We start from the raw sequence: 25,791 nt of genomic DNA on the forward strand, positions 1-25,791 counted from the left end.
GTCGCAGCGGGTGCCCGGGGGAATAGGTAAACATACCAAAGAGCAGCATACGCCCCGGGGCGCAGCTGCTTTTGTTTTTTTACATTCAGTGTTCGGCTAATGTTTGATGTACTTTTTCATCGCATTATCCATTTGCTGTCTCACATGCTGCGGCCAGAATTGAAGTGGGGCGCTGCTGCCAGAGGCCGCCTCCAATGCTTTAAACACATCGATTTGACCGTAACCGAAATACTTGTCATGACCTGGGTCACCAAGATCTATGACGCTTTGACGCATGAGATCCATAACTTCCGTGTTGGTCAGATCGGGATTGAGCGAGCGAATCAAGCCTGCAAGTGCCGCTACATGGGGGCTAGCCATGGACGTTCCGGACAAGGCTGCATATTGGTTGTTCGGATACGTACTTGCGATGCTGGACCCTGGAGCCGTTACATCCACGTAATCCCCGTAGTTGGAATAGGAAGCTTTGCTCATGTCCGGATCCGTAGCGGATACCGCAAATACTTCCGGATAGGCGGCAGGGTATCCTGGACGCTCCGTATTGTCGTTACCGGTCGCTGCAATTAATACGATATCGCGATCAAAAGCGTATTTGATGGCATCATGAAGAAATTGGGCATCGGCGTAATTCCCCAAACTCATATTAATGACCTTGGCTCCATGATCAGCGGCCCAAATGATGCCTTCGGCAACGGCATAGGTTGTGCCTGAACCCGAATTGTCCAGCACTTTAACAGGAAGTACCTTGTTATACCAGCTCATGCCTGCTACACCTTCGTTATTATTCACAACAGCGCCGATGATGCCTGCTACATGTGTACCATGGCCCACATCATCAAGCGGTTTGCATGCTGGATCAACAACGTTATAACCATCCAGCAGCTTGCCCTTCAAATCGGGATGAGTCAGATCGACGCCGGTGTCTACCACGGCAACGATAACATCCTTGTTGCCCTTCGTAATATTCCAGCCGCGGTTAGTCTCAATGGCGGGCAGGTTCCACTGGTAGTCGGAGAACAAGAGATCATTGGGAACAGTTACATCTTGTTCAGGTAAGGTCTCATTGGTTAAATACATGTAGTGGGGTTCCATGTACAGCGGATTCCATTTACGTTCAAAATAAGCATGCAATTGCTCATAATTCATATGTTCTGACCGAAAAACATACGTATATCCAAGCTTACGTGCCGATTGAGTGCGCAGATCGGATTTAATGATGCGCATATCCCGCTCCCCTGGCTCCTGACGGAAACGGATGACGATTTCATTTTCGTAAAAATGACTGGCATTGGCGTTATCATGCCCTGTCTTTACGGTGATTTCGTTAAGGGTGTCGGGGTGTACAGATTCGATTTTGAACTTGCCTTCCCGCGGATAAGGGATCATGCGCAAATTTTTGCGCTGGTGCTGCTCGACAGCATTCAGGACATTTTGGCTAAACAAAGCGATGACTGCTCTTTTTCCATCTTTGGAAGGCTGCCCCATGACAAAAAACTTTTCTTTCCCCAGAGGAAAGGATGAAGATTCGAAGCTTTGACGTTTACTCACGGCTTTTTTGGCCAAGGCGAGAGAATGTTCCAGCTTCTGCTGTTCCACTTTGCTTCCTTTTGCTGCTGTTTTGTCAAAGTGCCGACTGTGTGATCCATTGGTATTCATTATATCAATAGACCGGATATGATCATGTGTTTGTTGTAGTTCATTAACGTATTTGCTTATTTGCACATCATTCATTTTGGAGGTCTTCTCAAGCATGATGCTAAGGTGCTGTTTGGCATCTGCGCGGGTTAGCAGATCGGTTGACTTTACATCCTGAACTTTGAGACGTTGTTTGCTTGCATGCTCCTCGTGTGGAGAATCGGGCATGGCACTTGGAGTAGGAACAGGACGATTGGACGTTGGAAGCAAAAGTGTCAAGGCAAGTGCGCCTGCACCCGCGGCAATGGCCCAATTAATCCATTTCGGTCTGGACATAAGGGATGGAACCTCCTCGTTTGTTTTGACAATCATCTTACAGTGCTCTAATTTCATCGTTGTCACTGGATATATGTATCGTTAGGAAAAGCGGTTATTTTTATGCAGGTGAAGATCAGGGGAGCTGTGGGTAATGGGCATGTTCAGGGGCAGGAAGGGAAAGCCTGATTAAGGGATACCGCTCGTCATCTTTTTATGGTAGGATAGTAGCTGAGAATTCAAGGTCAGGGGAGAACCTCCCGTTGGCCGATCTATATGTAAGGACTTATTTAAGGGGGAGCTACCTTTATGTCAGCAGCCAATGTACAGAAAACATGTGAGTCAACTAGGGAAAAGTTAAAACCGGCTATCGATCGGATCGAACAATTTTTGAATGAAAATGCCTTGCCTGAACTGGATCAGAATCAGACGGAGGAGTCATCAGCCTTCTACAAAGGATTTCTTTCGGATCTCCGTCATTTGCTCGTTTTTTCTGAAGTTTCTTACGAAAAACTTGGCGTTGTGCTGCGTCGTGCCAATTTTGATGTCGATTTTGCCGAGAAGGCTCTCTATAACACATACCATCAAAGCATAAACAGCTTTTTTTATCCTAAAAATGAATGTTACTCCGAAGATGGAAGATATGCTTACACTGGTCAGGATGCAATCCGTTTCCGTGATAAGCCCATTCGTGCAGTACGGGATGTCATTCTTGAGATATCAAAAACGTACGAAGAATTGCGCGATGACCTGGCATATTATGAAAGTGACTACCTAACGCAGCGTCGGATGCAAAACCAACGCAATCACGCGTAAATCAATTTTTTAACTCATATGCGAATTGGACAAAACCGCCCTTGGGCGGTTTTTTTGCGTTTTCTTCAACTGGAATTGCGGAGAAGGGCCCATGTCATCATCTGGCATTTCGTTGGAGAATAGCTCATTTACGGTGCGGAGACAATAGATGTCGAGGTGATAAAAATGAGCCATGAGAAGCCAATAGTCAAATGCAGTGTTGCTAACTGTCACTTTTGGGGAGAAAACAATTTCTGCCAGGCCGATGCCATCATGATTGACATTGACCAACATGCCACCCGCCGCTTACATGAGGAATTTGCCGGAGAGACCTTTGATTCCGATCATCATGATCATGCACGTACATCTTCTGCGACATGCTGCCACACATTTAGACCGAAATGAGCAGTCATTCCCATTTATATGGAGGTGCTTTGCATTGAATAAGGACCATAGAGATGATTACCCGTTCCATCGTCCAAAAAAAACTTCGTTAGATGAAAAACAGCGTGAACGTGTAGATTATCCAAGACGCAGCCACAAGGAAGAGTATGGTGCAGAGGTAGCACCTACAACTGGTTCTATTCGAACAGAACCAACGGAAAGAACAGATCATACACCTGTAAAGCACGAAGAAGACGGTGTCATGAAATCTACCGGCCGAATCTCCGGTTATATGGGGCTGGCCTTTGGTATTGCTTCCTTGTTCATGTGGTCCATTGTTCTGGGTCCGGCAGCAGCAGTGCTTGGATACTATGCTTATGTCAACGGCCGTAAAACGGCGGGGGCGTGGTCCATTGGACTTGGGGCCGTGGCAACACTCAGCTATTTCTTCATGATTCCATTCGCTCGCTGATACGTAAAAACATGATCTGAACAAGCAATCCTAATGAGCATATAACCGACTGATATGAGTTGCTTGTTGTAGCCTTCTGCTTCCACCTTACTTAAAGGTGATAGCAGAAGGTTTCTTTCGCATTTACGCAATGATGTTGTACAATCGGTTTATTTTTTTGAAAATATTTTGAAAACGATAGAACCTTCCTGTAAAATAATGTAGAATAAAGTCATAATCTACGTTTACATTATACGGGAGTGAATATAACTCATGCAGATTGATCCGCGCGCGTCGCGGCAGTTGCTGGAACTGCAATTGTCCAATAGTCTCAACGAAACAAATGCATCGGATGGAAATTCCGATTCAACGGTGGATTTTGCCAGTATGATGGACGGGCTGCTCGGGACGAATTCAACTTCTTTAAACCATACCGTAGGAGAAGACGTGAACTCTGCTGCGATCTCCAAACGATCCAGTGATGGTCTGTTGTGGCTGCAACTGGGCAGCATGTATAGTCCAGATGCAAGTTCTGTTTCTTCCTCAAACAGTAATGTGGCTTCTTTATCTTCTCTGATAAACATTGGAGTAGTGGATTCGGGTGCATCTGTACCTACGGATTTTGAATCTTTGATTGCTTCAGCGAGCGCCAAATATGGGGTGCCTGAATCTTTGATTAAGGCAGTCATTGATACAGAATCCGGCTTCAATCCAAATGTAGTGTCTTCCGCAGGTGCCAAAGGACTCATGCAGTTAATGGATGGCACGGCAGCAGGGTTGGGGGTAAGTAACGCTTACGATCCCGCTCAAAATATAGATGGTGGAACCAAATACCTTTCTCTTCAGCTCCAGCGTTTTGGTGGCGAGGTGAAGATGGCACTTGCTGCATATAATGCCGGACCGGGACGGGTTTCGAGTTTGGGTGTATCGAATGACGCTGAATTGATGAGTGTACTTAACCGTCTCCCTTCGGAAACACAGGCTTATATCTCCAAAGTGGAGAAAGCGCAGTCGAAATATATGGTGTGAATGGTCTATACCAAAGAAATGGCAAACACAACAGTACGTCCAGTAAAAGATCAAACGCGGGAACAGCAGCCCTTAAATGTGCGTAGTTCCTGTTTGGTCTTTTTGTGTTGAGCGGGGATCGTGTTACAATGCTCACTGTAGATTCCACAACGAAGAGACAAGGAGGGGAACCTCATTTGAAATATTTTGATCATGCCGCAACGACGCCGCCTCATCCGGATGTCATTCGTACAATGACCGAGATTATGGAGGCACAATATGGGAATCCGTCATCGATTCATGGATATGGTGAGCGAGCCCATCAACTGTTGCGCCGAGCGCGATCTGTCTGTGCAGCTGCTATTGATGTGAAGCCGGAAGAAATTATATTTACCTCAGGTGCAACCGAGAGCAACAACCTTGCCATCAAAGGCGCGGCATTACAGTATCAGTCTCGCGGCAAGCACATGATTACAACGGCAACGGAACATGCTTCGGTATATGAAAGTTTTGCACAGTTGCAGCAGTGGGGCTGGGAGGTCACATGGCTTCCCGTGGATTCCGACGGGCTGATTAGCGCCCAGCAGATGATGGATGCCATAAGATCGGATACGGTGCTTGTGAGTTTGATGCATGTGAATAATGAAACAGGAGCTATACATCCAATTGCTGAAATCGGAGCACGTCTGAAAAGGAAGCACCAAAGGTGCTTTTTCATGTGGATGGGGTGCAGGGCTTCGGCAAGATGGAGGCTAAACCTGCAGCATGGGGCGCGGATCTGTACAGCTTGTCTGCTCACAAGATTCGTGGCCCCAAAGGAGCGGGACTTCTCTATGTACGAAGTGGAGTGCAGCTTACGCCTCTACTGTCAGGAGGTTCCCAGGAGCAGGGACTGAGAGCGGGAACTGAAAACGTACCTTTGCTTGTCGGTATGGCGAAGGCGATGCGTCTCGCAGCAGAACGTCAGGCTGATTTTGCACAGCGTACAACGATTTTGCGAGATCGTATTATGGAGGTCATCGATACGATTCCCGGACTTGTCCTAAATAGTCGTAAAGAGGGAGCACCGCACATAGTTCATTTTTCTTATCCTGGAATGAAGGCAGAAGTGGCGCTTCATACCCTGGAACAACTTGGAGTAACCGTTTCTACACAATCTGCCTGCTCTTCGCGATCAGCAGAACCCAGCAGGGTATTGCTTGCCATGGGCAGGGATAATGCTTGTGCTGCGGGTGGATTGCGTATTAGTCTTGGAGATGAACATACAGAAGAAGATGTGGCTCTGCTCGGGCAGGCTTTACATCAGATGGTGGCGCAGCTGCGCCCGTTGGAAAGGCGGATGTGATTTTAGATGAAATATGATATGCTGCTTCTCCGTTTCGGAGAGTTTATGTTAAAAGGAAAAAACCGTGCCCGGTTCGAAAAAACGATCATTACCCAGGTACGTTCCCTGCTCAAACCGTATCCAGGCGCAAGTCTCCGGAAGGAGTTTGGACGGTTGTATGTCGATTTGGGTGGCGAATCTCATACTGAACTGATTGCTGTGCTGAAACGAGTGTTCGGTGTTATGTCGATCAGTCCGGTTAAAGTGACTCCATCTGAGCTTGATCTGATCGTGGAGACGGCCGTTGCTTTTATGGATGAAAGAGTGAGTGAATTCAAAGAAGGGACTACATTCAAAGTTAATGTGCGGCGTGTATGGAAAGAGTTCCCCAGTTCTTCGCATGAAATGAACCATCTGGTCGGTTCTCCGATTCTTCGGAAATTCCAGCAGTTAAGTGTAGACGTGCGTCAGCCTGACATTGAACTGCGCGTGGAAATTCGGGATCAGGGCACATATATCTTCAATGAGGTTATTCCGGCTGTAGGCGGATTCCCCTTGGGTACGAATGGAAAAGCGATGCTCTTACTATCGGGTGGCATAGACAGTCCGGTAGCGGCATGGTCTTCGATGCGTAGAGGCCTGGAAGTGGAATGCGTCCACTTTTACAGTTATCCGTTCACAAGCCAGCGAGCCAAAGAAAAGGTCATTGATTTGGCGCGTGCCCTTGCTGATCATGCAGGCACAATTAAACTGCATCTGGTTCCTTTTACGGAAATTCAAACGGCATTTACCCAACTGGGACAAGATAACTTGATCATTACACTGATGCGCCGCTCCATGTTACGTATTGCCACCAAGCTGGCTGAACGTGAGCGTGCGCTTGCACTAATTACCGGAGATAGTCTGGGTCAGGTAGCAAGCCAAACCCTGCCGAGTATGAATGTTATTGGGCGTGCGACGGATCTGCCGTTGCTGCGACCACTTGTCATGATGGATAAACAGGAGATTATAACGCTATCCAAACAGATCGGGACGTACGATATATCGATTCTGCCCTATGAGGATTGTTGTACTCTTTTTGTACCGAAATCTCCAACCACGAACCCAAATCTTCGCATTGTGGACAAATCGAAGCAACCATGAGTCAGTTGCCGGAATGGGTGGAACAGGCAGTGGAGCAGACAGAAACAATTACGCTGCATGCAGGCGAAAACTTTATGGTAACCAATCAGCAGGATGAAGCTAATGAAATGAAAGAAGAGTGGTTCTAAGGACCGTATTCTGGTTTGAATGACATAATAAGGACTATGTTATCTTCAAGAAGAAAAAGGACTGGCCGATGTATTATCGGTCAGTCCTTTTTATGCTGCCTGTGGTTAGTGGGAGCAACATTTATTAAGCTTAGGAATAGGAGTGCTGCCGCTCTCCACCTGTTTTTTTGCTGCTTGCACGTTTGCGATATCCGGCGAACACAACACCAGCAGTGACGAGAACGATAAATAAGATTCTCAGTGCAGGATGCTCAGTGAAGAAAGGCACAAGACGATGTTCCTCTGTAATCATGTTAGAAGCCGTATACCCCAGTACGATGGCTCCAAGATAAATGATCCAAGGGAAACGGTTAATTAATTTGATGAACAGCGTACTGCCCCAAACGATAATAGGCACACTGATCAGCAGTCCAAGTATAACAAGTACCAGATGCTGCTGTGCTGCACCAGCAACGGCGATGACGTTATCCAGTCCCATGGCAGCGTCTGCGATCACAATCGTTCGCACAGCTACCCAGAGAGAGCTGCCGGCCTTGATATCCGAATGCTCTTCCCCTTGATCTGCCAATAGCTTGTACGCAATCCAGATTAGCAGTAATCCCCCAACAAGAAGTAGCCAGGGCACTTTGAGCAGCCAGAGCACAATCACAGTGGCCACAATGCGAATCAATAGTGCACCGCCTGTTCCATAAAGAATCGCCCTTTTTTGCACAGAAGGGTGCAAATTTCGAGCTGCGAGACCAATTACGATGGCATTATCGCCAGCCAGAATTAGATCAATAAATACAACGTTCAACAACGCTAGCCAAAAAGCGGGGCTAAACAGCTCCATACGATGTCACTCCTTCATATATTTCCAACCCTAAGAAAGCTTGTTCAACGTTTAAGAATAGCATGGACAACTTTGACATACAAGTTAGAGTGGGGGATGAGAAGCATGGATACGTTATGGCTATTGACCGAAATATTAATGATCAATCTGGTTCTGAGTGGAGATAATGCGGTTGTTATTGCACTTGCAAGCAAGGATTTGCCAGCAACACAGCGCAAGCAGGCGGTGTGGTGGGGAGCTTTCGGCGCGGTTGTTTTACGTTGTGTGTTAACCTTTGCAGCGGTGCTGCTCCTGGGCATTCCTTTTATTCAGGCGGCAGGTGGCCTGCTTTTGCTCTGGATTGCCGTCAAGCTGCTGCTTCAGAATGAAGATGAAGTACATATTCGTAAGGCGTCCACCACCTGGAAAGCAATCCAAACGATTTTGGTTGCTGACTTTGTCATGAGTCTGGACAACGTTCTCGCAATTGCAGCTCTGGCGGATGGGGACCTGGCGCTCACGGTCATCGGGATTGCCATAAGTATTCCGATTGTGGTGTGGGGGAGCGGATTAATTGTCGGTTTGTTGAAGCGATTTCCGATTCTCGTGTTTGCCGGTTCAGGTATTCTGGCCTTCACAGCAGGTGAAATGGTGATGAATGATCCAAAGCTGGGCCAGTGGCTTGGCGGCATGGCAGCTGAGGCACATACATTCCTGCCTGTAGCTATGGCTTGTCTTGTAGTCGCGGTTGGCGGAGCCCATAAATTTGTTCGTCGAAACGTGTAAATTGAATTTGATAAATGAATGATAAATATACCTGTAGACTGCCCTCTTAGGGCAGTTTTTTGTCGTATTCAATGTGCTCTGCAAAATCAGACTGATTCGATTAAGTCATAGTCCGGCCATTTTAGGGTAATACAGGATAAGGGAGGGAGGGGAAGTACGACATTAAGTGTAGTTTTTTGCATACACATCGGCTAAACTAGAAGCAGGCTGGAAACAGTCAGTCATCATGGATGCTTATAGTTTAGCTTACGGGATACATAGCCAAATGTTATAAGAGGTGATTTTGATGAGAAATGAAAAAGCAATTGGGATATTTATATTGGTTGCAGGTATTATCATTTTACTAGGTAAGTTTGGTGTGTTTGGCTTCATTGGACGGCACTTCTGGCCTTTGCTCATCTTGTTGCCAGGTATTGCTCTTCATGCTTGTTATTATGCAAGGCTTACGCCATCCTGGTCACTCGTTCCAGCAGGTACGTTAACCGTCTATGGTCTGTTGTTCGGGATTACGAATACTTGGGGCGGGGGATTGATGAGCAGCCTTTGGCCTGCATTTTTGCTTGGGATTGCCATAGGTTTGCTGGAATATGCACTGGCCGATCATCGAAGACCTGCATTGGTACTTCCGGTTGCACTGGGCGTGGGTGTCCTTTCAATTATTTTCTTCGGATTTACACTGCTCCACACCGGAATTATCTACGTGCTGGCAGTACTTTTGATTATTGGCGGGATGTGGTTGCTGTTTGGTCGTAGACGCCAAGGGAGAGGCTGGTAACATTCCCAGTGGTCTTTCCAGCGAAATATCTTGATTTTTACCTATGATCAACTATAATATAAGGGATATAGGCATGCGTCGGGATATCACCGACGCTTATTTTGGGTGAGTAACCTGCGAAATTGCGGGAAGTTTAGTAGATAAGAATTGAAATTGGAAAGGATATGGATACAAACCATGCATTCAAGAGAACACATTCGCAATATTGCGATTATTGCCCACGTCGACCACGGGAAAACAACGCTCGTCGACAAGTTGCTCCAGCAATCCGGTACTTTCCGTGATCACGAAACGGTACAGGAGCGCGCAATGGACTCCAACAATTTGGAGCGTGAACGCGGTATTACGATTCTGGCCAAAAACACAGCTATTACCTATAAAGATTACCTGATTAATATTGTGGATACACCAGGACACGCCGACTTTGGTGGTGAAGTGGAGCGTATCATGAAAATGGTTGACGGCGTATTGCTCGTTGTTGATGCATACGAGGGTTGCATGCCGCAAACGAAATTCGTATTGCGTAAAGCACTTGAGCACAACCTGACACCTATCGTTGTTGTAAACAAAATTGACCGTCCAGCGGCTCGTCCGACTGAGGTTATTGATGAAGTACTGGACCTGTTCATTGAACTGGGTGCCAACGATCAACAACTTGAATTCCCTGTTGTATATGCTTCCGCATTGAACGGAACATCCAGCATGGAGAATGATCCTGCGAAACAGGATGACAACATGATGGCGATCTACAATACCATCGTTAGTCATATCCCACACCCTACCGAAAATGTTGAAGAACCACTTCAATTCCTCGTTACTTTGATGGACTACAATGAATACCTTGGCCGTATTGCCATTGGTCGTGTTAACCGCGGTGTGATCCGTCAAGGACAATCGGTAACGGTTATTATGCGTGATGGTAAAAGCAAAACTGCACGTATCGAGAAACTGTTTGGTTTCCAAGGTCTCAAACGTGTTGAGACAGAAGAAGCAGGAGCAGGCGACATCGTTGCGATCGCAGGAATCAAGGACATCAACATTGGTGAAACCATTGCTGATCCGAACAACCCAGAAGCACTTCCAGTTCTGAAAATTGATGAGCCTACATTGCAAATGACGTTCCTCGTGAACAACAGTCCATTCGCAGGTCGTGAAGGTAAATGGGTAACTTCCCGTAAACTGCGCGAGCGTTTGTTCAAAGAATTGGAAACTGACGTATCCCTTCGTGTTGACGAAACGGAAAGCCCGGATGCATTTGTCGTTTCCGGACGTGGTGAGCTTCACTTGGGTATCCTGATTGAGAATATGCGTCGTGAAGGATATGAATTGCAAGTATCGAAACCGGAAGTTATCATTAAAGAAGTTGACGGTAAGAAAATGGAACCGGTTGAGCGCTTGTTGATTGATATCCCTGAAGAAAGCATGGGTTCCGTAATGGAGAGCCTGGGCGCACGTAAAGCAGAGATGGTTAACATGGTCAACACAGGTAGTGGTCAAGTTCGTCTGGAGTTCCTGATTCCAGCACGTGGTTTGATCGGATATAGCACAAACTTCCTGACATTGACTCGTGGTTATGGAGTAATGAACCATGCATTTGACAGCTACGCTCCAGTAGTATCCGGTCAAGTGGGTGGACGTCACCAAGGTGTACTGATCTCAACTGAAACTGGTACGTCTACGTTCTATGGAATGATGGGCGTTGAGGATCGCGGTACGCTCTTCTTGGAGCCAGGTACTGAAATCTACGAAGGTATGATTGTTGGTGAACATACACGTGACAATGATATCGTTGTTAACATCTGCAAAGAAAAACAACTGACTAACGTTCGTTCTTCAGGTAAAGATGATACGGTTAAAATTAAAACTCCGATTATCTTCTCGTTGGAGCAGGCTCTTGAATATCTGAATGAAGATGAATATTGTGAGATTACACCGAAATCTATTCGTCTTCGTAAGAAGATCCTGAATAAATCAGAGCGTGAACGTGCAGAGAAACAACGTAAAATGGCTACAAAATAACGCCTAACGACAACTAAACTAGAAGATAAAAGTTAATGTTTGAGGATACACGGAAAGTAACGAAAGGTTTGTACAGCAAAAGTAGTGAAGGGATCGGAATCGATTCTGAAGAAGCGAAGCGCTCGCCTTTGTCTCCAAATTTTAACCTTTGAAGATTCGTTCAAGAAAATTTGGAGACAACAGCGATCGAAAGAACGATCCGAAACCGAAACGGTCACCACGCATGTACTTCCCTTGAGTTATCGAAAGGGTATAATCAACAATTAACTTATATTTAGCATGAACACGAAAGGAGCTGGCTGTGCATGCAAGCATGGTTCGCATCACACCCGATCGTAGCCTACATCGTCATCTTTGTATTGATTACTTACGTATATAACAAGGTGTTTCGGGTACGTCAGAAATTGCCACTTGGTAAGGAAATCGTTCTCTATATATTGATGGCGATGGGCACATTCATGCTTCTTGTTTTTCAAATCGACAAGCTGCCGATCATTCAATGTTTGTTGGTGGCGGTTGGTTTGATGCTGTTAGTGCGAGTGCGCTATTTCATTGAAGGTCGTCAAAAGAAAAAAGCGGAAGCTGCCGCTCGAAACTCATAAATTCTGTATAGTATAGACCATCCGTTTTCCCTAGGGAAAGCGGTTGTCTTATATATAGGCCAAAACAGATGTGATAAAGGTGTTGAAGATATGAACTCGAATTCGAACGGACTGCCTCCACGGAGACAGGCACCGACTCAATCCGGCGCTTCTGGATCGAAGAACGGTAAAGGCAAGCAACCAAAGAAGAAAAAACGGATGCGTACCTTTGGCAGACTAATTTTAAGTTTATTGGTTATTGCAATTGTGGTAGGCGGCGGATATGCGTATTGGGTATACAACCAGGTAGCGGATACGGGCATTGACAAGCCAGTACCTCCGGGGATGTCAGCCAAGACCAAACCGATTACGATGTTGTTACTAGGCACAGATAACCGTCCTGAGACGGGTACGTACCTTTCAGATGTGGTCATGGTTGCTTCTCTAAATCCGGAGACCAAGACGGCAACTATTGTGTCTTTACCTCGGGATACGCGTATTCAGTTGGATGGCTATAAAGCAAACAAGTTGAACTCCTACTATCCCAAATTCAAAGCACAAGAAAAAACCTCTGGCAAAAATGCAGAGGATCAGATGAAAGAAATGATGGGCAAATATTTGGATGTGGATATCAATTATACTACGGTCCTGAATTTTCAAGCGTTCCGTGATGCGGTCAATGCTGTAGGTGGCGTGGATGTAACGGTGGATAAAAACATGTGTTACAAAGATACGGCCGATGGCACAGATATTAATCTGGTAGCTGGCGCACAGCATTTGGATGGCAAAGAAGCACTTGATTTTGTTCGTTATCGTAAGTCGAACTGTAAACCAAAAACAGATGAATCCAACGATTTTGACCGAAATAAACGTCAGAATCAAGTGCTGAATTCCATGTTGGATCAGTTGAAATCATTGGGCGGTGTAACGAAGATTGGTAAAGTGATCGGTGCCGTTGATGAGAACATGACAACAGACGTGGAATCAGAACAAATGAAGAACTTCATCTCTACCTATTGGAATATTTCCAAATCGGATGTGCACTACACACCTGTAACCGGAGAATGGAGAAGTCCTTATGTGTATATCAACGAAACCGAATTGGCAACTGCCAAACAGGCGTTGAAGGATACACTCTCAGGTAAAGTAACAGCTTCTCCATCAGCCGAGTAACATGCATTCTTTTAGGATTGGAAGCAGCTTTGGTGGTATGATATAATAACATCAACAACGAATCAAGAATTGCATAAAGAAGATTAGGGGGCTGGTTGGATGTCCGAAGCCGTCACACAATTGACTGAATCTCTTTTACAGCAATTCAAGAACGAAACATTTGTGCTCTTGAGCACCGTGGACGTTGAAACTGGAGGTCCAACATCAACAGCAATCTCCTGGGTTTATGCGGAGAATGCTTCTACCCTGCGTGTGGCGATTGATCATCGTTCACGTCTCGTGAACAATATGATCGAAAATCCGGCTATTACCGTCACCATTTTTGGAGAAGAGATGGTGTATGCGGTAAACGGACGTGCTTCCGTACGACAAAATCCGTTACAGGATGTTCCGTTTAATATGTGCTGTTTCGACATTTCCATTGAAGCGGTAAGAAATGCGCTTTTTATGGAGCCCAACTGTCCTCTGTGCCTCAATATGTCAAAATATATGATCAGCGTGCTGCTGAGAAATTAGATGAGCAGGTTTTTACTGCCATGAAAAAAGCCTAGTGAGAGTGGTCAAGACCCCATTTAGTAGACATTATAAAAAGACCCTAGGCTGCAAACTGGCGTCGGTACTCTACCGGCGTCAGTTTTTTTAGTTTCCGTTGTGGCCGTTTTCGGTTGTAAAAACGGATATATTTTTCGATTTTGCTTTGTGCTTCGCTAAGCGTTCGGATATGATAAGGATAGAGTCCTTCCGTTTTGAGATGCGAGAAGAAACTCTCCATCGAGGCATTGTCATAACAATTTCCTCGGCGAGACATGCTGATTCGGGCGCCAACCTTTGGCAGCATGTCGTGGTAAGCATGAGACGTGTACTGGAATCCTTGGTCGCTATGAACGACCAGTCCGGTCACGTCTTTTTGCTTCGCAAACGCCTTGCTGAATGTGCGAAGCACCAGTTCATTGTCGTTGCGTTCGCCTATTTCGTAAGCCACAATTTCGTTATTAAACAGATCCTTTATGGCTGAAAGATATATCCAGCGCTCTCCCACACGATACTGGGTAATGTCCGTTACCCATTTCTGATTCGGTTTTTCTGCACTGAAATCTCGCTTCAAGAGGTTCTCTGCTACACGCTGCGCAGGTGTATACGAGCTGCTGGAGCGCCGTTTACGACGGATTCGAGATTGAATACCGAGCATTTGCATCAGGCGGAGCACCTTTTTGTGGTTCATCCAAATCCCCTGATCTTGCCAAAGGAACAACTGGAGCTGCCGATAACCATATTTGCCTTCATATCGTTGATACGTTTGAAGCACTTGTTTCTTCGCCTTTGCGTCGCGATCGAATCGTTTACGTTTTACATAGGCATAAAATCCACTCCGTGACACGCCAAACACATCACAAAGTTTCTGGATATCACCGTATGCCGCTACTTTTTCTATGATCTGAAATCTTTCTTGTTTGCTTCCTCCTTCCAGATGACCAAGCACTTTTTTAGCAACTCATTCTCCCGTTTCAGTTTTTGTACAAAGCGGTCTTGATCCAAGTATTCTTTACGTCGACCTCGCTGATCCATCAGTCCAAACTCACCTTGTTCCCGATATTTTCGCATCCAGCGCTTCATTCGTCCTGGATCATGAATCCCCAGATGTTCATTAATCTTTCGATAAGTCCACCCCTCAACCGTATGCAAACGAATAGCCTCATTTTTTATCTTCTCCGAATACGTTTTAAACTTTTGTCCCTTAATCGCCATAAAAAAATACACCCCCTAGAATTTCATCGGCTAAACCCAGGGGTTTTTCCAATGTCTATTCTAAGGGGTGCACTTCAGAGATCACTGGGCTTTTTGTTGTCTTTTGTCAGACGAATGCAGCTGCTGCATTTGTTGTTTACGCTCTACATGTTCATCCGGATTTTGACGGACTTTGACATCTTTGGGCAGTTGGGGAATGATTCGGCCAACCATGTCAGCAAGTTCTGAGGCAAAACCGGATATCGGATGACCTTGACGAATATGCTCACCAATTTCCTTGATTCGTTCAGAAACATCGGCATCTGCGGTAACAATGGAATCCACACCTTCCGGATCTTTGCGGAGGGCTTCGGCAACAGAGTATTTAATGGTACCCACTCGTGCTCGTTCCAGTTCACCGTCAACATCAATGCCAACTACGGCTGTATTGCCAAGAATGACACAGTTGGCGTCTTTAACACCTTCCACTTGCTTGGCAAGTGTTTTGAGGTGGGTTACCCTTTTTTCATTTGGCATCCGATCAGCCGTGGTGTTGTTCTTGACGTTTTTCTCATGAACCTCACCTGTATTCTCGGTCAGATGATCCACAGCAGAAGGGTGCAACCGATCCTCCTGAGTATTGAGCATGTGAGATCCTTTACGTTGATCTTGCTGAGTTGTAACATTTCCTCCGTAGCCTTTGGCATGCTGACCTTGTTGCTGCGAGGCATTACGCGTAGAACTGTTGCAGCCTGTAAGTATAAAGATCAGAAGCAGCGTGCAAACCCAATATTTCATAAATGTTCATCCTTTCCTGGAGTTTTTCAGAATGGTTGACAATTATTTTGTCCTAGTCGAATACATTTATGTATGGGAGCATGATTGTCCATGCCGCTGCTGAAAGATCACACTATCCATGCCTTTAACGACGCCGCTTTGGAGGGGATTGAATGAAAAAGATTTTTGTATTGGATACGAACGTGCTTCTGCATGACCCCAATGCCATATTTGCCTTTGAAGAACATGAGGTAATCATTCCCGCGGTTGTACTGGAGGAAATCGACTCCAAAAAGAGAAATGCTGATGAAATTGGCCGCAATGCCCGCAATGTATCGAGACTTCTTGATGGATTACGTGAATTGGGACATTTGCACAGTGGGGTGCCTTTGGCTAATGGAGGCAATCTGAAAGTGGAACTGAATCACCGCAGTTTTGTGAAAGTACAGGAAATGTTTGGAGAAGTGTCCAATGATAATCGAATTTTGGCCGTCGCCCTGAATTATCAGATTGAGGAAAATGAGAAAGAGGTTGTTGAACGACAAGTGGTTCTGGTCAGCAAGGATGTGCTTGTTCGTATCAAAGCGGATGTACTCGGCCTATTCACACAGGATTACTTATCTGATCGGACGGCAGGTCTCAGTGAATTATATCCAGGATATACTGCACTGAAGGTTCATCCTTCGGTCATTGATGAGTTTTACACATATCGCTTTCTACCAATCAAACCGTTACAGTTGTCTTATTCGCTTTACCCGAATGAATTTGTAATTCTCAAGGATGAGATGGGAACCAATAAATCAGCTTTGCTCAAAGTAAATACAGAGGGAACGAAGCTGGAGCCACTTTTCCTGAGTAATGATAATGTATGGGGCATCAGTGCACGTAACGCGCAACAGCGTATGGCTCTGGAGCTGCTTCTGAATGATGACATTCCACTTGTCACGATTACAGGGAAGGCGGGAACGGGGAAAACCTTGTTGGCACTTGCAGCGGGATTACTTAAAGTGGAGGATGATCATAAATATAAAAAATTATTGATCGCCCGTCCGGTTGTTCCGATGGGGAAAGATATCGGTTATCTACCCGGAGAAAAGAAGAAAAACTGAGACCGTGGATGCAGCCGATTTATGATAACTTGGAATTCTTGTTTGATACCAAAAAAGCAGGCGACATTGATAAAATTTTGATGGGTCTTGGCAGCATTCAGGTTGAAGCCCTCACTTATATTCGTGGGCGTTCCATACCAGGACAGTTCATTATCATCGATGAAGCACAGAATCTATCTCGCCATGAAGTGAAGACCATTGTATCAAGGGTGGGCGAAGGCAGTAAAATTATTTTGATGGGTGACCCTGAGCAAATTGACCACCCTTATCTGGATTCAGCAAGTAATGGTCTGACGTATATTGTGGAGCGATTCAAGCAAGAGGGGATCAGCGGACACATTATGTTGGAAAAAGGAGAACGTTCCAAGCTGGCTCAGCTTGCAGCGGATTTATTATAGGATTACGGGGAGTTATTTCCCGGAAAATGTTTCTATTTAACCGGCTCTTAGAGCCGGTTTTTTTGCTGAAAAAATAAAAATCACTTATTACACAGAACTCGATATGCTCGAAGTATGCAAAATATCGGAAAACTGTTTTTTGGCAGGATAGGACAAGAGCACTACTTATTTGTTACAATGAACGTTGCAGGAAAAAATTAGGGAGCAAGGAGGAGAAGTTAATGAAGCGTGGTCACCAAGTTGTTTTGTTTGCAGTACTGCTGCTTTCGTTAACGATTCTGTCTCCCAGCTTTGATTTTAGAGGTTCACAGCTTAATCAAGAACGGGATCAGGAAAAAGATGCATTTCCTAACACGTCATCTCGCAATGAGGATCATCATGCCCCGCTAGAGATTGTGGTGTCAATGTCTGAGACAGACTTTCAGTTGTTTAAAAGAATGGCTGATGAAGTAGCAGATTCTCAGCATGTGGAAATTAATTTGCGCAATTTAGAGCCGGATACATATAAGCGAGTGCTTGATAATCAATTTTCGGTAGGAGAGAGCGGAGATATTATTCTTCTGGACAGCGCAGAAGTTCAATACCATGCCAAAAAAGGACATCTGTATCCGTTAAACGGTACAACGCTGTCCAAGTCTTTGGGAGAGACGGTAGTGGGCTTGCGGGAAATGACAGAGTGGAATGGGTATCAATGGGGAATGCCGTTTGATTTTGATCCCTATGTAATGGCAGCTCGCTCTTCATTCCTAGACGAAGCCGGTTTGGCAGCATTGCCTGAAAGTAAGGAGCAGTGGATTAAACTTGTACAACAGGCAGCACAGGATAGAACGGATTTAATTAGAATAAACTTGAATGACCTTCACGCGGTAAGTGCATGGTTGAATCAGTTTGAACCAGGCATGGCCCCCGACAAAATCAAGAAAGCGCAAACTTCTTCCCAAACGGAGGCGTACCAACAGGTCATACAACTACTGGATCAGATCCAGCCTCATATTACGGGTGAATCAATAAATCCGACGCTTTCTGCTCCTAATGATCAGACGGATACTCCTATGGTAGTAACGTTACTGTCTCGTTTGTTAAGCGGAAATCAAGGCGTGGCAGGCAATCAGGGTTCAATGGAGAGGATAGCCATCAGTAAGTTGGAACCTTTAGGCTCAAGAAGCCTTGTTATCGCAGCTGGCTCACTTGAGGCGGAAGAGGCCAGCCGCTGGATTGAAGGTATGACTTCCTCTTCCGTGCAATCGGAGTGGTACAAGGAGGCTAACTATTTGCCAGCAAAGCAGCAAGAACTAGATCTTGAGTCACAGAAACTAATAACAAAATATGGTGCCACTGATATAAAATCTTGGGTTCCAGCTGAATCTTCACAGTCTGTAATGACTGAAAGCCTTGTACAGACTGCTGCCTTTCAAAAGAAGGTTCAACAACTACTTGCGGGAGAGATCACGGCGAATCAATACGTAAAAAGCATTATCGCTCTGCAGAGCGAATCAAAATGAAATAGCAAGCTTCACTTCAAGTATGCCTTCACTTGTGGATACCTCAGTGGCTTTGACAAACGACAGAATTTTCTGTGGGTAAAATCCGAGATCAAATTCCCGTTCCAGCATACGACGTGTAGTATCGGGGAGCTCTAACTGATTAAACACAAGTTTATCCACATGAAAGCGAATCGAATTCTGAGGTTCACTCTCGACCGTATAATGGCCTTCAATACTTAATTGCAACTGATCACGCTGTCCCGAGGCGGTAATCTGATCTTTTTCAAACTTGAAGGCGAAGTCTTCGAAGATGGGGTTTTGGGAACGAAGAAACGTATTCAGTTCATCTTGTCCAATTCGAATGGTGTAAGATGTTCCGGTAGTAGAGATGCCCCCGTTTTGTTCCTGGATAAATTGTGGCAGGTTCTGCATGGCTGCTGCCAATGCTTTGAAGTATCGCTTGACCTCGTATATGCCGATGTTCTCCCAATAGATGGTTAACTCATCCATCAATTTTTGCATGGCTGCAGCATCCCCGCTGGCGGCTACTTTTCCGTCCACTTCTTTTTGTAAGGCAAGTACGCGTTCACGTTGATTTTGAAGATTATTTTTGAGTTCAGACAGTTCTGAAGAGGTTTGGTTAATCTGGGCAGATGTTTGCTGCATGGAACGATATCGATCCTGATACTTGTCCAGAACAGCCTGATCCCTGCCAATAATAATCTGATAGTAATCGTATAGAACAAACAGGTCTTTAAAGGATCTTGCCCCCAGAACCGTCATCAAGAGACTATCACGCTCCCCGGTATAGTAGGATCTTACAACTGAACCTGCACGGTCTTGCTGAGTATGTATCTGTTCTTTCTGTTCCTGAAGCTGAATGGATAACGTCTGACGCTGTTCGTCCAGCTGTTTTTGTCTTTCTGCAATACGTTCGATTTCATGATCGATTTCGACGATGGATAGGCTTTGTTGCAAAATTTCGCGTGTATCCTCAGAGGAAGGCTCTCCGTAGGCATAAGTCCAAGGTAGCTGGATCAAAAATATAATGCATACAATAAAGCCAGGAATGCCGTATCGACGTTTCACCTATCATTCTCCTTTCCTTATCTAAATAGATGCGAACAGGCTTATCTCTTCCAGACAATATATGAAATAGATACGTGAATTATCCGTAGTGGTTACATAACACAAAGAATAGTCATTTAATCTGAAAACGACAAAAAAGCAATCCGACTATAGCCGGATCGCTTTGATGCTGCTGGCGGATTAAAGCGGCAATCCCATTTCGAATACGGTCCAGTAGCTGAACCCGGTGAAAGTCACGATCATATAACCCCAGAAGAGCAATATGTACGTACGTTCGGTGAATTTCAAATATCCCAAAATGACAAAAAACGCAGTCTGCAGGAAAAAAAGCAAAGCCATTTCGACCAAGTCTCCCGCAAAAGCCATTAGGCCAATCGCTAGCGTGAAGAACCCGAGTACCCGAAACATGCGCGCCACGGTAAGTCCTCCTCTCCTATGTACGTTCATAGATTGTCTACACAACATTATACCGGGAAAGGAAAATGGTGTAAACAAATTTGGATATGAAAGCGAATTCTTTTTAGCCAAAACGAGTTAACGTATGGTTTGTTTTGTATATGCAACGTATGAGCACACATAAATGTGGAAATACATTTTAGTATGAAATCAATTCTATGAACTCTATGAGAGGCATAAGAATGAATGAAGCAGCTTTTATACCTAATTCACATGCCGGGAAATCGGTTATGGGGACGGTTATTTTAGGATGTTGTTAGGAGGGTATTATAGCATGACTGCAGTGAGACAGGATGCTTGGAGTACAGAGGACGATTTGATTTTGGCAGAGGTTACTTTGCGTCATATTCGGGAAGGAAGCACACAACTGGCTGCTTTTGAAGAGGTTGGCGAAAAAATAGGCAGAACCTCTGCCGCTTGCGGTTTTCGCTGGAACAGCTGTGTACGTAAGAAGTATGAGTCTGCCATTAGCAATGCTAAGGCTCAACGACAAAAGCGGAGTTATCTTCGCAAACAACCGGTTTTGCTTGGACCACAGGTAGCAGCTTTGTCTACCCTGGATACGGAAGAAAATCTGTACAAAGCGGATGGGATTTCGGAAGACTCTCTATCCATTGATGCGGTTATACGATTCTTGCGGCAATGGAAGGGAACAGTGCAGGAAAACGGTCGCCAGCTAAAGATGCTTGAGAAAGAGCTTCGTGAAAAAGAGGATGAACTTCATGAACTGCGTTGCGAGAATGACCGTCTGTCCAAGGAAGTGAATGAAGTACAGACCGATTATCGTGTCGTAAATGACGATTATAAAGCATTGATTCAGATTATGGATCGTGCTCGCAGACTCGCATTTCTGACGGAAGAAGAAGAGGAACTCAAAACGAGATTCAAAATGGACGCCAACGGGAATCTGGAACGAATTGAATAATCGGAAAATGTATTTGTGGATCAGCATTAGATTAGGCCCGTCACACCTCCGTTACATAACGGCGGGTATGACGGGTTTTTTGTTTACTGTTTTTGTTCTATTATAGATAAAAGCAACTATTGGAGCAGAGGTAGGGATGCAGCATGATCATTGACGTTGTAGGATCAGGGTCACTGGGTCTTTTGTATGGAGGAAAGCTTCAGGACGCAGGTAATGAGGTTCGATTTTGGACCAGAACGGCTGAACAGGCGGATAAACTAAGTGTAGAAGGATTTAAGATCATCGAAAGGGAGAAAACCATCCAGATTCTACCTGACTATATCCAGGTCAAGCCGATTACGGAGTTAACCCGAGTGTGGAAAGACTTACCTGGAGATTGGCTATTATTAATGGTGAAGCAGACAGCAATACATGATGTTATTCGTGAAATTAGTTCGTTGGAGAAGCAATCCATAAACATCGCATGTTTTCAAAATGGGGTCGGTCATCTAGATCATGTACAATCCAACTTGCCGCACTCCAATATATACAGCGTCATAACCACGGAAGGGGCGAAACGTCAGCAGGATGGAGTCGTTCGTGCTGGGAAAGGGGAGACCTGGGTAGGAAAAAGTGAAGAGAAACCTTACTCAGCCCTAATGCCAATGGATCAGAATGAGTCCATTCGTTTACAGGGACTTTTGCAACAGGCAGGATTTGGCTGTACAGTGTCGAATGAAATCGATAAGCTTATTTATAGGAAGCTGTTAATCAATGCTGTCATTAACCCACTTACTGCGATATGGCGTATTCCCAACGGTGAGTTAATTAAAAAGGAAGAGCGAATTGTATTTATGCGTCAGCTATATGATGAGGCGTCAGGAGTATACAAAGCAAACGGGATAATTCTAGATGTAGATGTGTGGGAACAAATACTCTCCGTCTGTCGTTCTACAGCCTCGAATACATCTTCCATGCTTTCGGATGTTCTGCATGGACAACCAACGGAGGTGCAAGCCATTAACGGACAAATCGTAAGGCTGGCGAGTCAATGTGGCCTGACTGCACCGATGCATGAAGTACTGCTTCATCTGATTGAAGGTATGCAACCGGAAGGAGTGAGTTAATGGGATTTTTTATAGTGCTGAGCATCTTGCCGTTCTTTCCGTTTTTTCTGGTTTATTGGATCATGTATGGATGGAAGAAAGATAAGCGTGTGGCGTTGCGCTCGGCCATGGATGTGACAACCGTATTCCTTATTTTCTCTGTGTCGGCGTTATTCAACTTAACATTTGATTCGAATTTTGGATTTTATTTAACACTAATACTCATACTAATAGCACTTGGATTCATCGGCGGAGCACAAAATCGACTCAAAGGTAAGGTCGATGGGGGTAGATGTTCCGGGCCGTTTGGCGCATGGCTTTCGTAATAATGAGTTTTGGGTACGTTTTGTTTACTATATTTGGACTATTTAGATACTTTTTGAAACAGATGTGAGGATACATAACGCAAAAGGGCTAAAAAATGTGTCGATTTTGTCGAAAACTGAAAAAAACATTACTTTCTGAAAAAGTAATGTAGATTTTTTTGACCGGTGGTTGTATAATCTATAAACATATACCACATCAATTTAGGGGAAAGTGTTAGATGAAAAGGAAAAGTCTATTAGTCCTTTTGACGCTGATTTTGGCGTTCGGTACCGTACTTGCAGCGTGCGGTTCGAAAAACGAAGGCACAGGTAACACCGATAATGGTTCTGCAACCGAAGGAAATGGTCTTGCTAAAGATCAAGTCTTGAAAATTAACCTGTCAGCTGAACCTCCTACGTTGGACCCGGCTCAAGCAAAAGACAGCCAAACCAACACTGTTCTGAAATTCTTGTATGAAGGTCTTGTGCGTATCGGCGCTGATGGCAAAGAAGCTCCAGGCGTTGCTAAAGACTGGACAATCTCCGAAGACGGCCTGAAATATGTTTTCAACCTGAACCCGGATGCTAAATGGAGCAACGGCGATGCAATCACTGCCGAAGACTTTGTACGTTCTTGGGAACGTGCTTTGAAACCGGAAACAGCTTCTCCATATGCTTACCAATTGTATTACATCAAAGGCGCTGAAGGATTTAACCGCAGTGTTGATGAAACATTCAAAGGCACTAAAATTACTGATTTCTCCCAAGTAGGGGTTAAAGCTACTGATGAGCACACGTTGGAAGTGACGTTGGAAAACCCAACACCTTACTTCTTGGGTCTTACAGCATTCTACACGTACTACCCAGTACACAAGTCTGCTGACACGAATGACAAATTCTTTACAGACTACAAAAACATGATCGTTAACGGACCATTCACAATGGATCAATACGCTAAAGGTCAAAAAATCGTCGTGAAGAAAAACGAAGGCTACCATGCAGCTTCTGATATCAAATTGTCTGAAATCAACATGTCCCTGACAAACAGCAGTGCTTCCGAACTGCAAGCTTACAAGTCTGGACAATTGGACTATACAGGTGCACCTAACGGTGAAATTCCTTCCGACCAAATTCCTTCTGTAAAAGCGGAATTGCCGGACGAGTTTAAAGCTACTGGTATTGCTAGTACGTACTACTATCAGTTCAACGTTAATGAAGCTCCATTTAACAATGTTAAAATCCGTAAGGCTTTTGCAATGTCAATCGAGCGTCAATTGATTGTTGACAAAGTAACACAAGGTGGACAAATTCCAGCTTTCGGCTTTGTACCTCCAGGTATCCGCGGTGAAAACGGCGAATTCCGTGATGAGCACAAAGATGACTACTTCACTGAAAACGTAGAAGAAGCTAAGAAATTGCTTGCTGAAGGTATGAAAGAAGAAGGTTACACAACATTGCCAGCAGTGACATTGATCTATAACACTAGTGACGGTCACGCGAAAATCGCTCTTGCTGTTGCTGACATGTGGAAGAAGAACCTTGGTGTTGACGTGAAAACGGAAAACCAAGAGTGGGGCGTATTCCTTGAGAACCGTCAAAACCAAAACTTCCAAGTGGCTCGTGCAGGCTGGTCTGCGGACTATAACGATCCATACAACTTCTTGGAAATGTGGACTACTGGAAACACAAACAATGATTCCAAATTCAGCAACGAACAGTATGACAAAGATGTTAAAGAAACTGTAAAATCGGCTGATCCAGCTACGCGTATGGCTGCATTTGCTGATGCAGAGAAAGTTCTGATTCAAGATGAAATGGGCGTAATGCCGATCTATTACTACACAAATGTATCTTTGACTAAGCCTTACCTTAAAGGCGTACAACTTGATTTCAGTGGAGCAATTGACTTCACTCGTGCATATCTGGAAGAGAAATAAGTTGTTCTGAAGTCTATATGATTACTTCGGGATATATATGTGGAATTCCATATATATCCCGATTTTTTTGTATGTGCACCGATTTTCCTTATAATTCTTGAAATTTCCGATAAATGGATTGGACATTATTCTTGTCTAATTCTACAATCGATTTGTATACAAAATATTGTTTGTGGAGGTGTGCAAGGGTTGGTTAAGTACGTGCTGAAAAAACTACTATTTATGCTGCTATCGCTTTTCATACTCGCATCAGCAACCTTCTTCCTGATGAAGGCCATTCCAGGTGACCCTTTTACATCCGAGAAAAAAGTCTCACCTGAAATTCGGGCACTTTTGGAAGTGAAGTACGGTCTGGACAAACCGATGTATGAACAATACCTGAAGTATATGGGTGGAATCATTCAGGGTGATTTCGGGGTTTCTATGAAATACCTGAATCAAGATGTATCTGGTATGATCACTCAAACGTTTACAGCATCGCTGAAGCTTGGAATCTTTGCAATTATTATCTCAATTGTTGTGGGTGTCTTGTTGGGGCTTCTTGCCGCCGTTTACCATCGCAAGCTGATTGATGATATTACGATGATCCTCGCTGTTATCGGGATTGCTGTACCGAGTTTCTTGCTCGCATCCCTGGTACAATATGTGTTCGCATTCAAACTCGGCTGGTTTAACGTTATGGGCTTCGATGGCCCACTCGACTATGTGCTTCCTGTTGCAGCTTTGTCTGCATCACCAATTGCCTTTATCGCTCGTTTGACGCGTTCAAGCATGTTGGAAGTGTTGCATGCCGATTACATCAAGACAGCCAAAGCGAAAGGCTTGAAATGGCCTGCTATTATGTTTAAACACGTTTTACGGAACGGTATTCTGCCAGTCGTTACTTATGTTGGTCCAATGACAGCGAATATTATTACAGGTTCCGTTGTTATTGAACAAATCTTTAACATTGGTGGAATTGGTAAAGTATTCGTAGAGAGTATTACGAATCGTGATTATACGATGATTATGGGGATTACAATCTTCTATGGTATTCTCTTGATGCTTGCACGTTTCCTGACGGATATTGCTTACGTGCTGATCGATCCTAGAATTAAGCTAGAAAGCCGGAAGGGGGCATAACGTTGTCTGGCACGAATAAAAACAATAATGAAACGGTGAACACAGGCCTGG

The 25,791-nt window shown here is 44.7% G+C and carries 23 protein-coding genes and 4 pseudogenes; 19 read left to right on the forward strand and 8 right to left on the reverse strand.

The genetic code is table 11. The features are described 5' to 3' along the window. Positions 1-96: 96 nt before the first annotated feature. Positions 97-1,971, reverse strand: coding sequence for a S8 family peptidase (locus tag ACTWJ7_RS12555; RefSeq protein WP_301877936.1), 1,875 nt, complete (start codon positions 1,969-1,971; stop codon positions 97-99). Positions 1,972-2,259: 288 nt separating this feature from the next. On the opposite strand from ACTWJ7_RS12555, the gene ACTWJ7_RS12560 reads away from it, so the two are divergent. Then, positions 2,260-2,766: a YpuI family protein gene (locus ACTWJ7_RS12560; protein ID WP_079349640.1), complete on the forward strand. Its 507-nt coding sequence runs from the start codon at positions 2,260-2,262 to the stop codon at positions 2,764-2,766. 9 nt (positions 2,767-2,775) lie between these two features. Here ACTWJ7_RS12560 and ACTWJ7_RS12565 read toward each other — a convergent pair whose 3' ends face one another. After that, entirely contained in the window at positions 2,776-3,039 is a 264-nt protein-coding gene (locus ACTWJ7_RS12565; RefSeq protein WP_301878461.1) for a hypothetical protein, read from the reverse strand. Here ACTWJ7_RS12565 and ACTWJ7_RS12570 point away from each other — a divergent pair. The 5 genes and pseudogenes from ACTWJ7_RS12570 to thiI all read left to right on the forward strand — a co-directional run bounded on the left by ACTWJ7_RS12570 (position 2,950) and on the right by thiI (position 7,183). Continuing rightward, complete coding sequence (locus ACTWJ7_RS12570; protein ID WP_306440240.1) at positions 2,950-3,150, forward strand: DUF1540 domain-containing protein; 201 nt, start codon at positions 2,950-2,952, stop codon at positions 3,148-3,150. The genes ACTWJ7_RS12565 and ACTWJ7_RS12570 overlap by 90 nt on opposite strands. Before the next feature lie 34 nt (positions 3,151-3,184). Beyond that, positions 3,185-3,601, forward strand: a complete 417-nt coding sequence (locus tag ACTWJ7_RS12575; RefSeq protein WP_301877935.1) for a hypothetical protein — start codon at positions 3,185-3,187, stop codon at positions 3,599-3,601. A gap of 252 nt (positions 3,602-3,853) precedes the next feature. Continuing rightward, positions 3,854-4,609, forward strand: coding sequence for a lytic transglycosylase domain-containing protein (locus ACTWJ7_RS12580; RefSeq protein WP_301877934.1), 756 nt, complete (start codon positions 3,854-3,856; stop codon positions 4,607-4,609). Positions 4,610-4,785: 176 nt separating this feature from the next. After that, positions 4,786-5,933 (forward strand): annotated as a pseudogene (locus tag ACTWJ7_RS12585) (cysteine desulfurase family protein). A 6-nt stretch (positions 5,934-5,939) separates the two neighbouring features. Further along, positions 5,940-7,183: pseudogene (thiI, locus tag ACTWJ7_RS12590) on the forward strand (tRNA uracil 4-sulfurtransferase ThiI). A gap of 130 nt (positions 7,184-7,313) precedes the next feature. On the opposite strand, the gene ACTWJ7_RS12595 reads toward thiI, so the two are convergent. Then, positions 7,314-8,015, reverse strand: a complete 702-nt coding sequence (locus ACTWJ7_RS12595) for a TerC family protein (RefSeq protein WP_301877931.1) — start codon at positions 8,013-8,015, stop codon at positions 7,314-7,316. A gap of 105 nt (positions 8,016-8,120) precedes the next feature. Here ACTWJ7_RS12595 and ACTWJ7_RS12600 point away from each other — a divergent pair, with 105 nt between their 5' ends. The 6 genes from ACTWJ7_RS12600 (at position 8,121) to ACTWJ7_RS12625 (ending at position 13,844) form a co-directional block, all read left to right on the forward strand. Then, positions 8,121-8,780 carry a TerC family protein gene (locus ACTWJ7_RS12600; protein WP_024628445.1) on the forward strand — a complete coding sequence of 220 codons (660 nt, stop codon included), beginning with the start codon at positions 8,121-8,123 and terminating at the stop codon, positions 8,778-8,780. A gap of 280 nt (positions 8,781-9,060) precedes the next feature. Further along, positions 9,061-9,555: a hypothetical protein gene (locus ACTWJ7_RS12605; RefSeq protein ID WP_301878425.1), complete on the forward strand. Its 495-nt coding sequence runs from the start codon at positions 9,061-9,063 to the stop codon at positions 9,553-9,555. 177 nt (positions 9,556-9,732) lie between these two features. Beyond that, complete coding sequence (gene typA / locus ACTWJ7_RS12610) at positions 9,733-11,574, forward strand: translational GTPase TypA (RefSeq protein WP_443145502.1); 1,842 nt, start codon at positions 9,733-9,735, stop codon at positions 11,572-11,574. A gap of 305 nt (positions 11,575-11,879) precedes the next feature. After that, a complete protein-coding gene (locus tag ACTWJ7_RS12615) occupies positions 11,880-12,176 on the forward strand; it encodes a YlaH-like family protein (RefSeq protein WP_079349632.1) in 297 nt (98 codons plus the stop codon). A gap of 90 nt (positions 12,177-12,266) precedes the next feature. Continuing rightward, positions 12,267-13,328: an LCP family protein gene (locus ACTWJ7_RS12620; protein WP_301877929.1), complete on the forward strand. Its 1,062-nt coding sequence runs from the start codon at positions 12,267-12,269 to the stop codon at positions 13,326-13,328. Positions 13,329-13,427: 99 nt separating this feature from the next. Continuing rightward, the gene (locus ACTWJ7_RS12625) at positions 13,428-13,844 is read left to right on the forward strand and encodes a pyridoxamine 5'-phosphate oxidase family protein (protein ID WP_443145503.1); all 417 of its coding nucleotides are present in this window, start codon (positions 13,428-13,430) and stop codon (positions 13,842-13,844) included. 79 nt (positions 13,845-13,923) lie between these two features. On the opposite strand, the gene ACTWJ7_RS12630 is transcribed toward ACTWJ7_RS12625, so the two are convergent. The 3 genes from ACTWJ7_RS12630 to ACTWJ7_RS12640 form a co-directional block, all read right to left on the reverse strand. Next, positions 13,924-14,808 carry an IS3 family transposase gene (locus ACTWJ7_RS12630; RefSeq protein WP_301879581.1) on the reverse strand — a complete coding sequence of 295 codons (885 nt, stop codon included), beginning with the start codon at positions 14,806-14,808 and terminating at the stop codon, positions 13,924-13,926. Continuing rightward, the gene (locus ACTWJ7_RS12635; protein ID WP_079350485.1) at positions 14,757-15,074 is read right to left on the reverse strand and encodes a helix-turn-helix domain-containing protein; all 318 of its coding nucleotides are present in this window, start codon (positions 15,072-15,074) and stop codon (positions 14,757-14,759) included. Before ACTWJ7_RS12635 ends, ACTWJ7_RS12630 begins: the two co-directional genes overlap by 52 nt. A gap of 81 nt (positions 15,075-15,155) precedes the next feature. Next, the gene (locus tag ACTWJ7_RS12640) at positions 15,156-15,851 is read right to left on the reverse strand and encodes a YhcN/YlaJ family sporulation lipoprotein (protein WP_024628439.1); all 696 of its coding nucleotides are present in this window, start codon (positions 15,849-15,851) and stop codon (positions 15,156-15,158) included. Positions 15,852-16,003: 152 nt separating this feature from the next. Between ACTWJ7_RS12640 and ACTWJ7_RS12645 the strand changes: the two are divergent. Together ACTWJ7_RS12645 and ACTWJ7_RS12650 are read left to right on the forward strand one after the other, a co-directional pair. Continuing rightward, positions 16,004-17,337: pseudogene (locus ACTWJ7_RS12645) on the forward strand (PhoH family protein). Positions 17,338-17,558: 221 nt separating this feature from the next. Next, positions 17,559-18,839, forward strand: coding sequence for an extracellular solute-binding protein (locus tag ACTWJ7_RS12650; RefSeq protein WP_301877927.1), 1,281 nt, complete (start codon positions 17,559-17,561; stop codon positions 18,837-18,839). On the opposite strand, the gene ACTWJ7_RS12655 is transcribed toward ACTWJ7_RS12650, so the two are convergent. Continuing rightward, the gene (locus ACTWJ7_RS12655; protein WP_301877926.1) at positions 18,831-19,910 is read right to left on the reverse strand and encodes a coiled-coil domain-containing protein; all 1,080 of its coding nucleotides are present in this window, start codon (positions 19,908-19,910) and stop codon (positions 18,831-18,833) included. The two genes, ACTWJ7_RS12650 and ACTWJ7_RS12655, sit on opposite strands and share 9 nt — an antisense overlap. 180 nt (positions 19,911-20,090) lie before the next feature. Further along, entirely contained in the window at positions 20,091-20,327 is a 237-nt protein-coding gene (locus tag ACTWJ7_RS12660) for a DUF2626 domain-containing protein (protein ID WP_017687281.1), read from the reverse strand. Between the two features lie 313 nt (positions 20,328-20,640). Here ACTWJ7_RS12660 and ACTWJ7_RS12665 point away from each other — a divergent pair, with 313 nt between their 5' ends. The 5 genes and pseudogenes from ACTWJ7_RS12665 (at position 20,641) to ACTWJ7_RS12685 (ending at position 25,740) form a co-directional block, all read left to right on the forward strand. Beyond that, the gene (locus tag ACTWJ7_RS12665) at positions 20,641-21,291 is read left to right on the forward strand and encodes an RsfA family transcriptional regulator (protein WP_024628435.1); all 651 of its coding nucleotides are present in this window, start codon (positions 20,641-20,643) and stop codon (positions 21,289-21,291) included. Positions 21,292-21,434: 143 nt separating this feature from the next. Beyond that, positions 21,435-22,397 carry a ketopantoate reductase family protein gene (locus ACTWJ7_RS12670; protein WP_301877925.1) on the forward strand — a complete coding sequence of 321 codons (963 nt, stop codon included), beginning with the start codon at positions 21,435-21,437 and terminating at the stop codon, positions 22,395-22,397. Beyond that, positions 22,397-22,770, forward strand: a pseudogene (locus tag ACTWJ7_RS12675) (DUF3397 domain-containing protein). Before ACTWJ7_RS12670 ends, ACTWJ7_RS12675 begins: the two are co-directional and overlap by 1 nt. Positions 22,771-22,920: 150 nt before the next feature. Then, on the forward strand, positions 22,921-24,618 hold the full coding sequence (locus ACTWJ7_RS12680) for a peptide ABC transporter substrate-binding protein (protein WP_079349625.1): 1,698 nt from the start codon (positions 22,921-22,923) through the stop codon (positions 24,616-24,618). 189 nt (positions 24,619-24,807) lie between these two features. Continuing rightward, entirely contained in the window at positions 24,808-25,740 is a 933-nt protein-coding gene (locus ACTWJ7_RS12685) for an ABC transporter permease (protein ID WP_079349624.1), read from the forward strand. Positions 25,741-25,791 lie beyond the last annotated feature (51 nt).

This window comes from Paenibacillus sp. 1A_MP2 (assembly GCF_052244825.1).
Classification (GTDB): Bacteria; Bacillota; Bacilli; order Paenibacillales; family Paenibacillaceae; genus Paenibacillus; species Paenibacillus vandeheii.

Coding starts and splice junctions, on each gene's coding strand:
- ACTWJ7_RS12665 (WP_024628435.1), top strand. CDS start 20,641: ATGACTGCAGTGAGACAGGATGCTTGGAGTACAGAGGACGATTTGATT.
- ACTWJ7_RS12615 (WP_079349632.1), top strand. CDS start 11,880: ATGCAAGCATGGTTCGCATCACACCCGATCGTAGCCTACATCGTCATC.
- ACTWJ7_RS12650 (WP_301877927.1), top strand. CDS start 17,559: ATGAAGCGTGGTCACCAAGTTGTTTTGTTTGCAGTACTGCTGCTTTCG.
- ACTWJ7_RS12620 (WP_301877929.1), top strand. CDS start 12,267: ATGAACTCGAATTCGAACGGACTGCCTCCACGGAGACAGGCACCGACT.
- ACTWJ7_RS12680 (WP_079349625.1), top strand. CDS start 22,921: ATGAAAAGGAAAAGTCTATTAGTCCTTTTGACGCTGATTTTGGCGTTC.
- ACTWJ7_RS12670 (WP_301877925.1), top strand. CDS start 21,435: ATGATCATTGACGTTGTAGGATCAGGGTCACTGGGTCTTTTGTATGGA.
- ACTWJ7_RS12580 (WP_301877934.1), top strand. CDS start 3,854: ATGCAGATTGATCCGCGCGCGTCGCGGCAGTTGCTGGAACTGCAATTG.
- ACTWJ7_RS12555 (WP_301877936.1), bottom strand. CDS start 1,971: ATGTCCAGACCGAAATGGATTAATTGGGCCATTGCCGCGGGTGCAGGC.
- ACTWJ7_RS12625 (WP_443145503.1), top strand. CDS start 13,428: ATGTCCGAAGCCGTCACACAATTGACTGAATCTCTTTTACAGCAATTC.
- ACTWJ7_RS12640 (WP_024628439.1), bottom strand. CDS start 15,851: ATGAAATATTGGGTTTGCACGCTGCTTCTGATCTTTATACTTACAGGC.
- ACTWJ7_RS12560 (WP_079349640.1), top strand. CDS start 2,260: ATGTCAGCAGCCAATGTACAGAAAACATGTGAGTCAACTAGGGAAAAG.
- ACTWJ7_RS12635 (WP_079350485.1), bottom strand. CDS start 15,074: ATGGCGATTAAGGGACAAAAGTTTAAAACGTATTCGGAGAAGATAAAA.
- ACTWJ7_RS12595 (WP_301877931.1), bottom strand. CDS start 8,015: ATGGAGCTGTTTAGCCCCGCTTTTTGGCTAGCGTTGTTGAACGTTGTA.
- ACTWJ7_RS12600 (WP_024628445.1), top strand. CDS start 8,121: ATGGATACGTTATGGCTATTGACCGAAATATTAATGATCAATCTGGTT.
- typA (WP_443145502.1), top strand. CDS start 9,733: ATGCATTCAAGAGAACACATTCGCAATATTGCGATTATTGCCCACGTC.
- ACTWJ7_RS12565 (WP_301878461.1), bottom strand. CDS start 3,039: ATGTTGGTCAATGTCAATCATGATGGCATCGGCCTGGCAGAAATTGTT.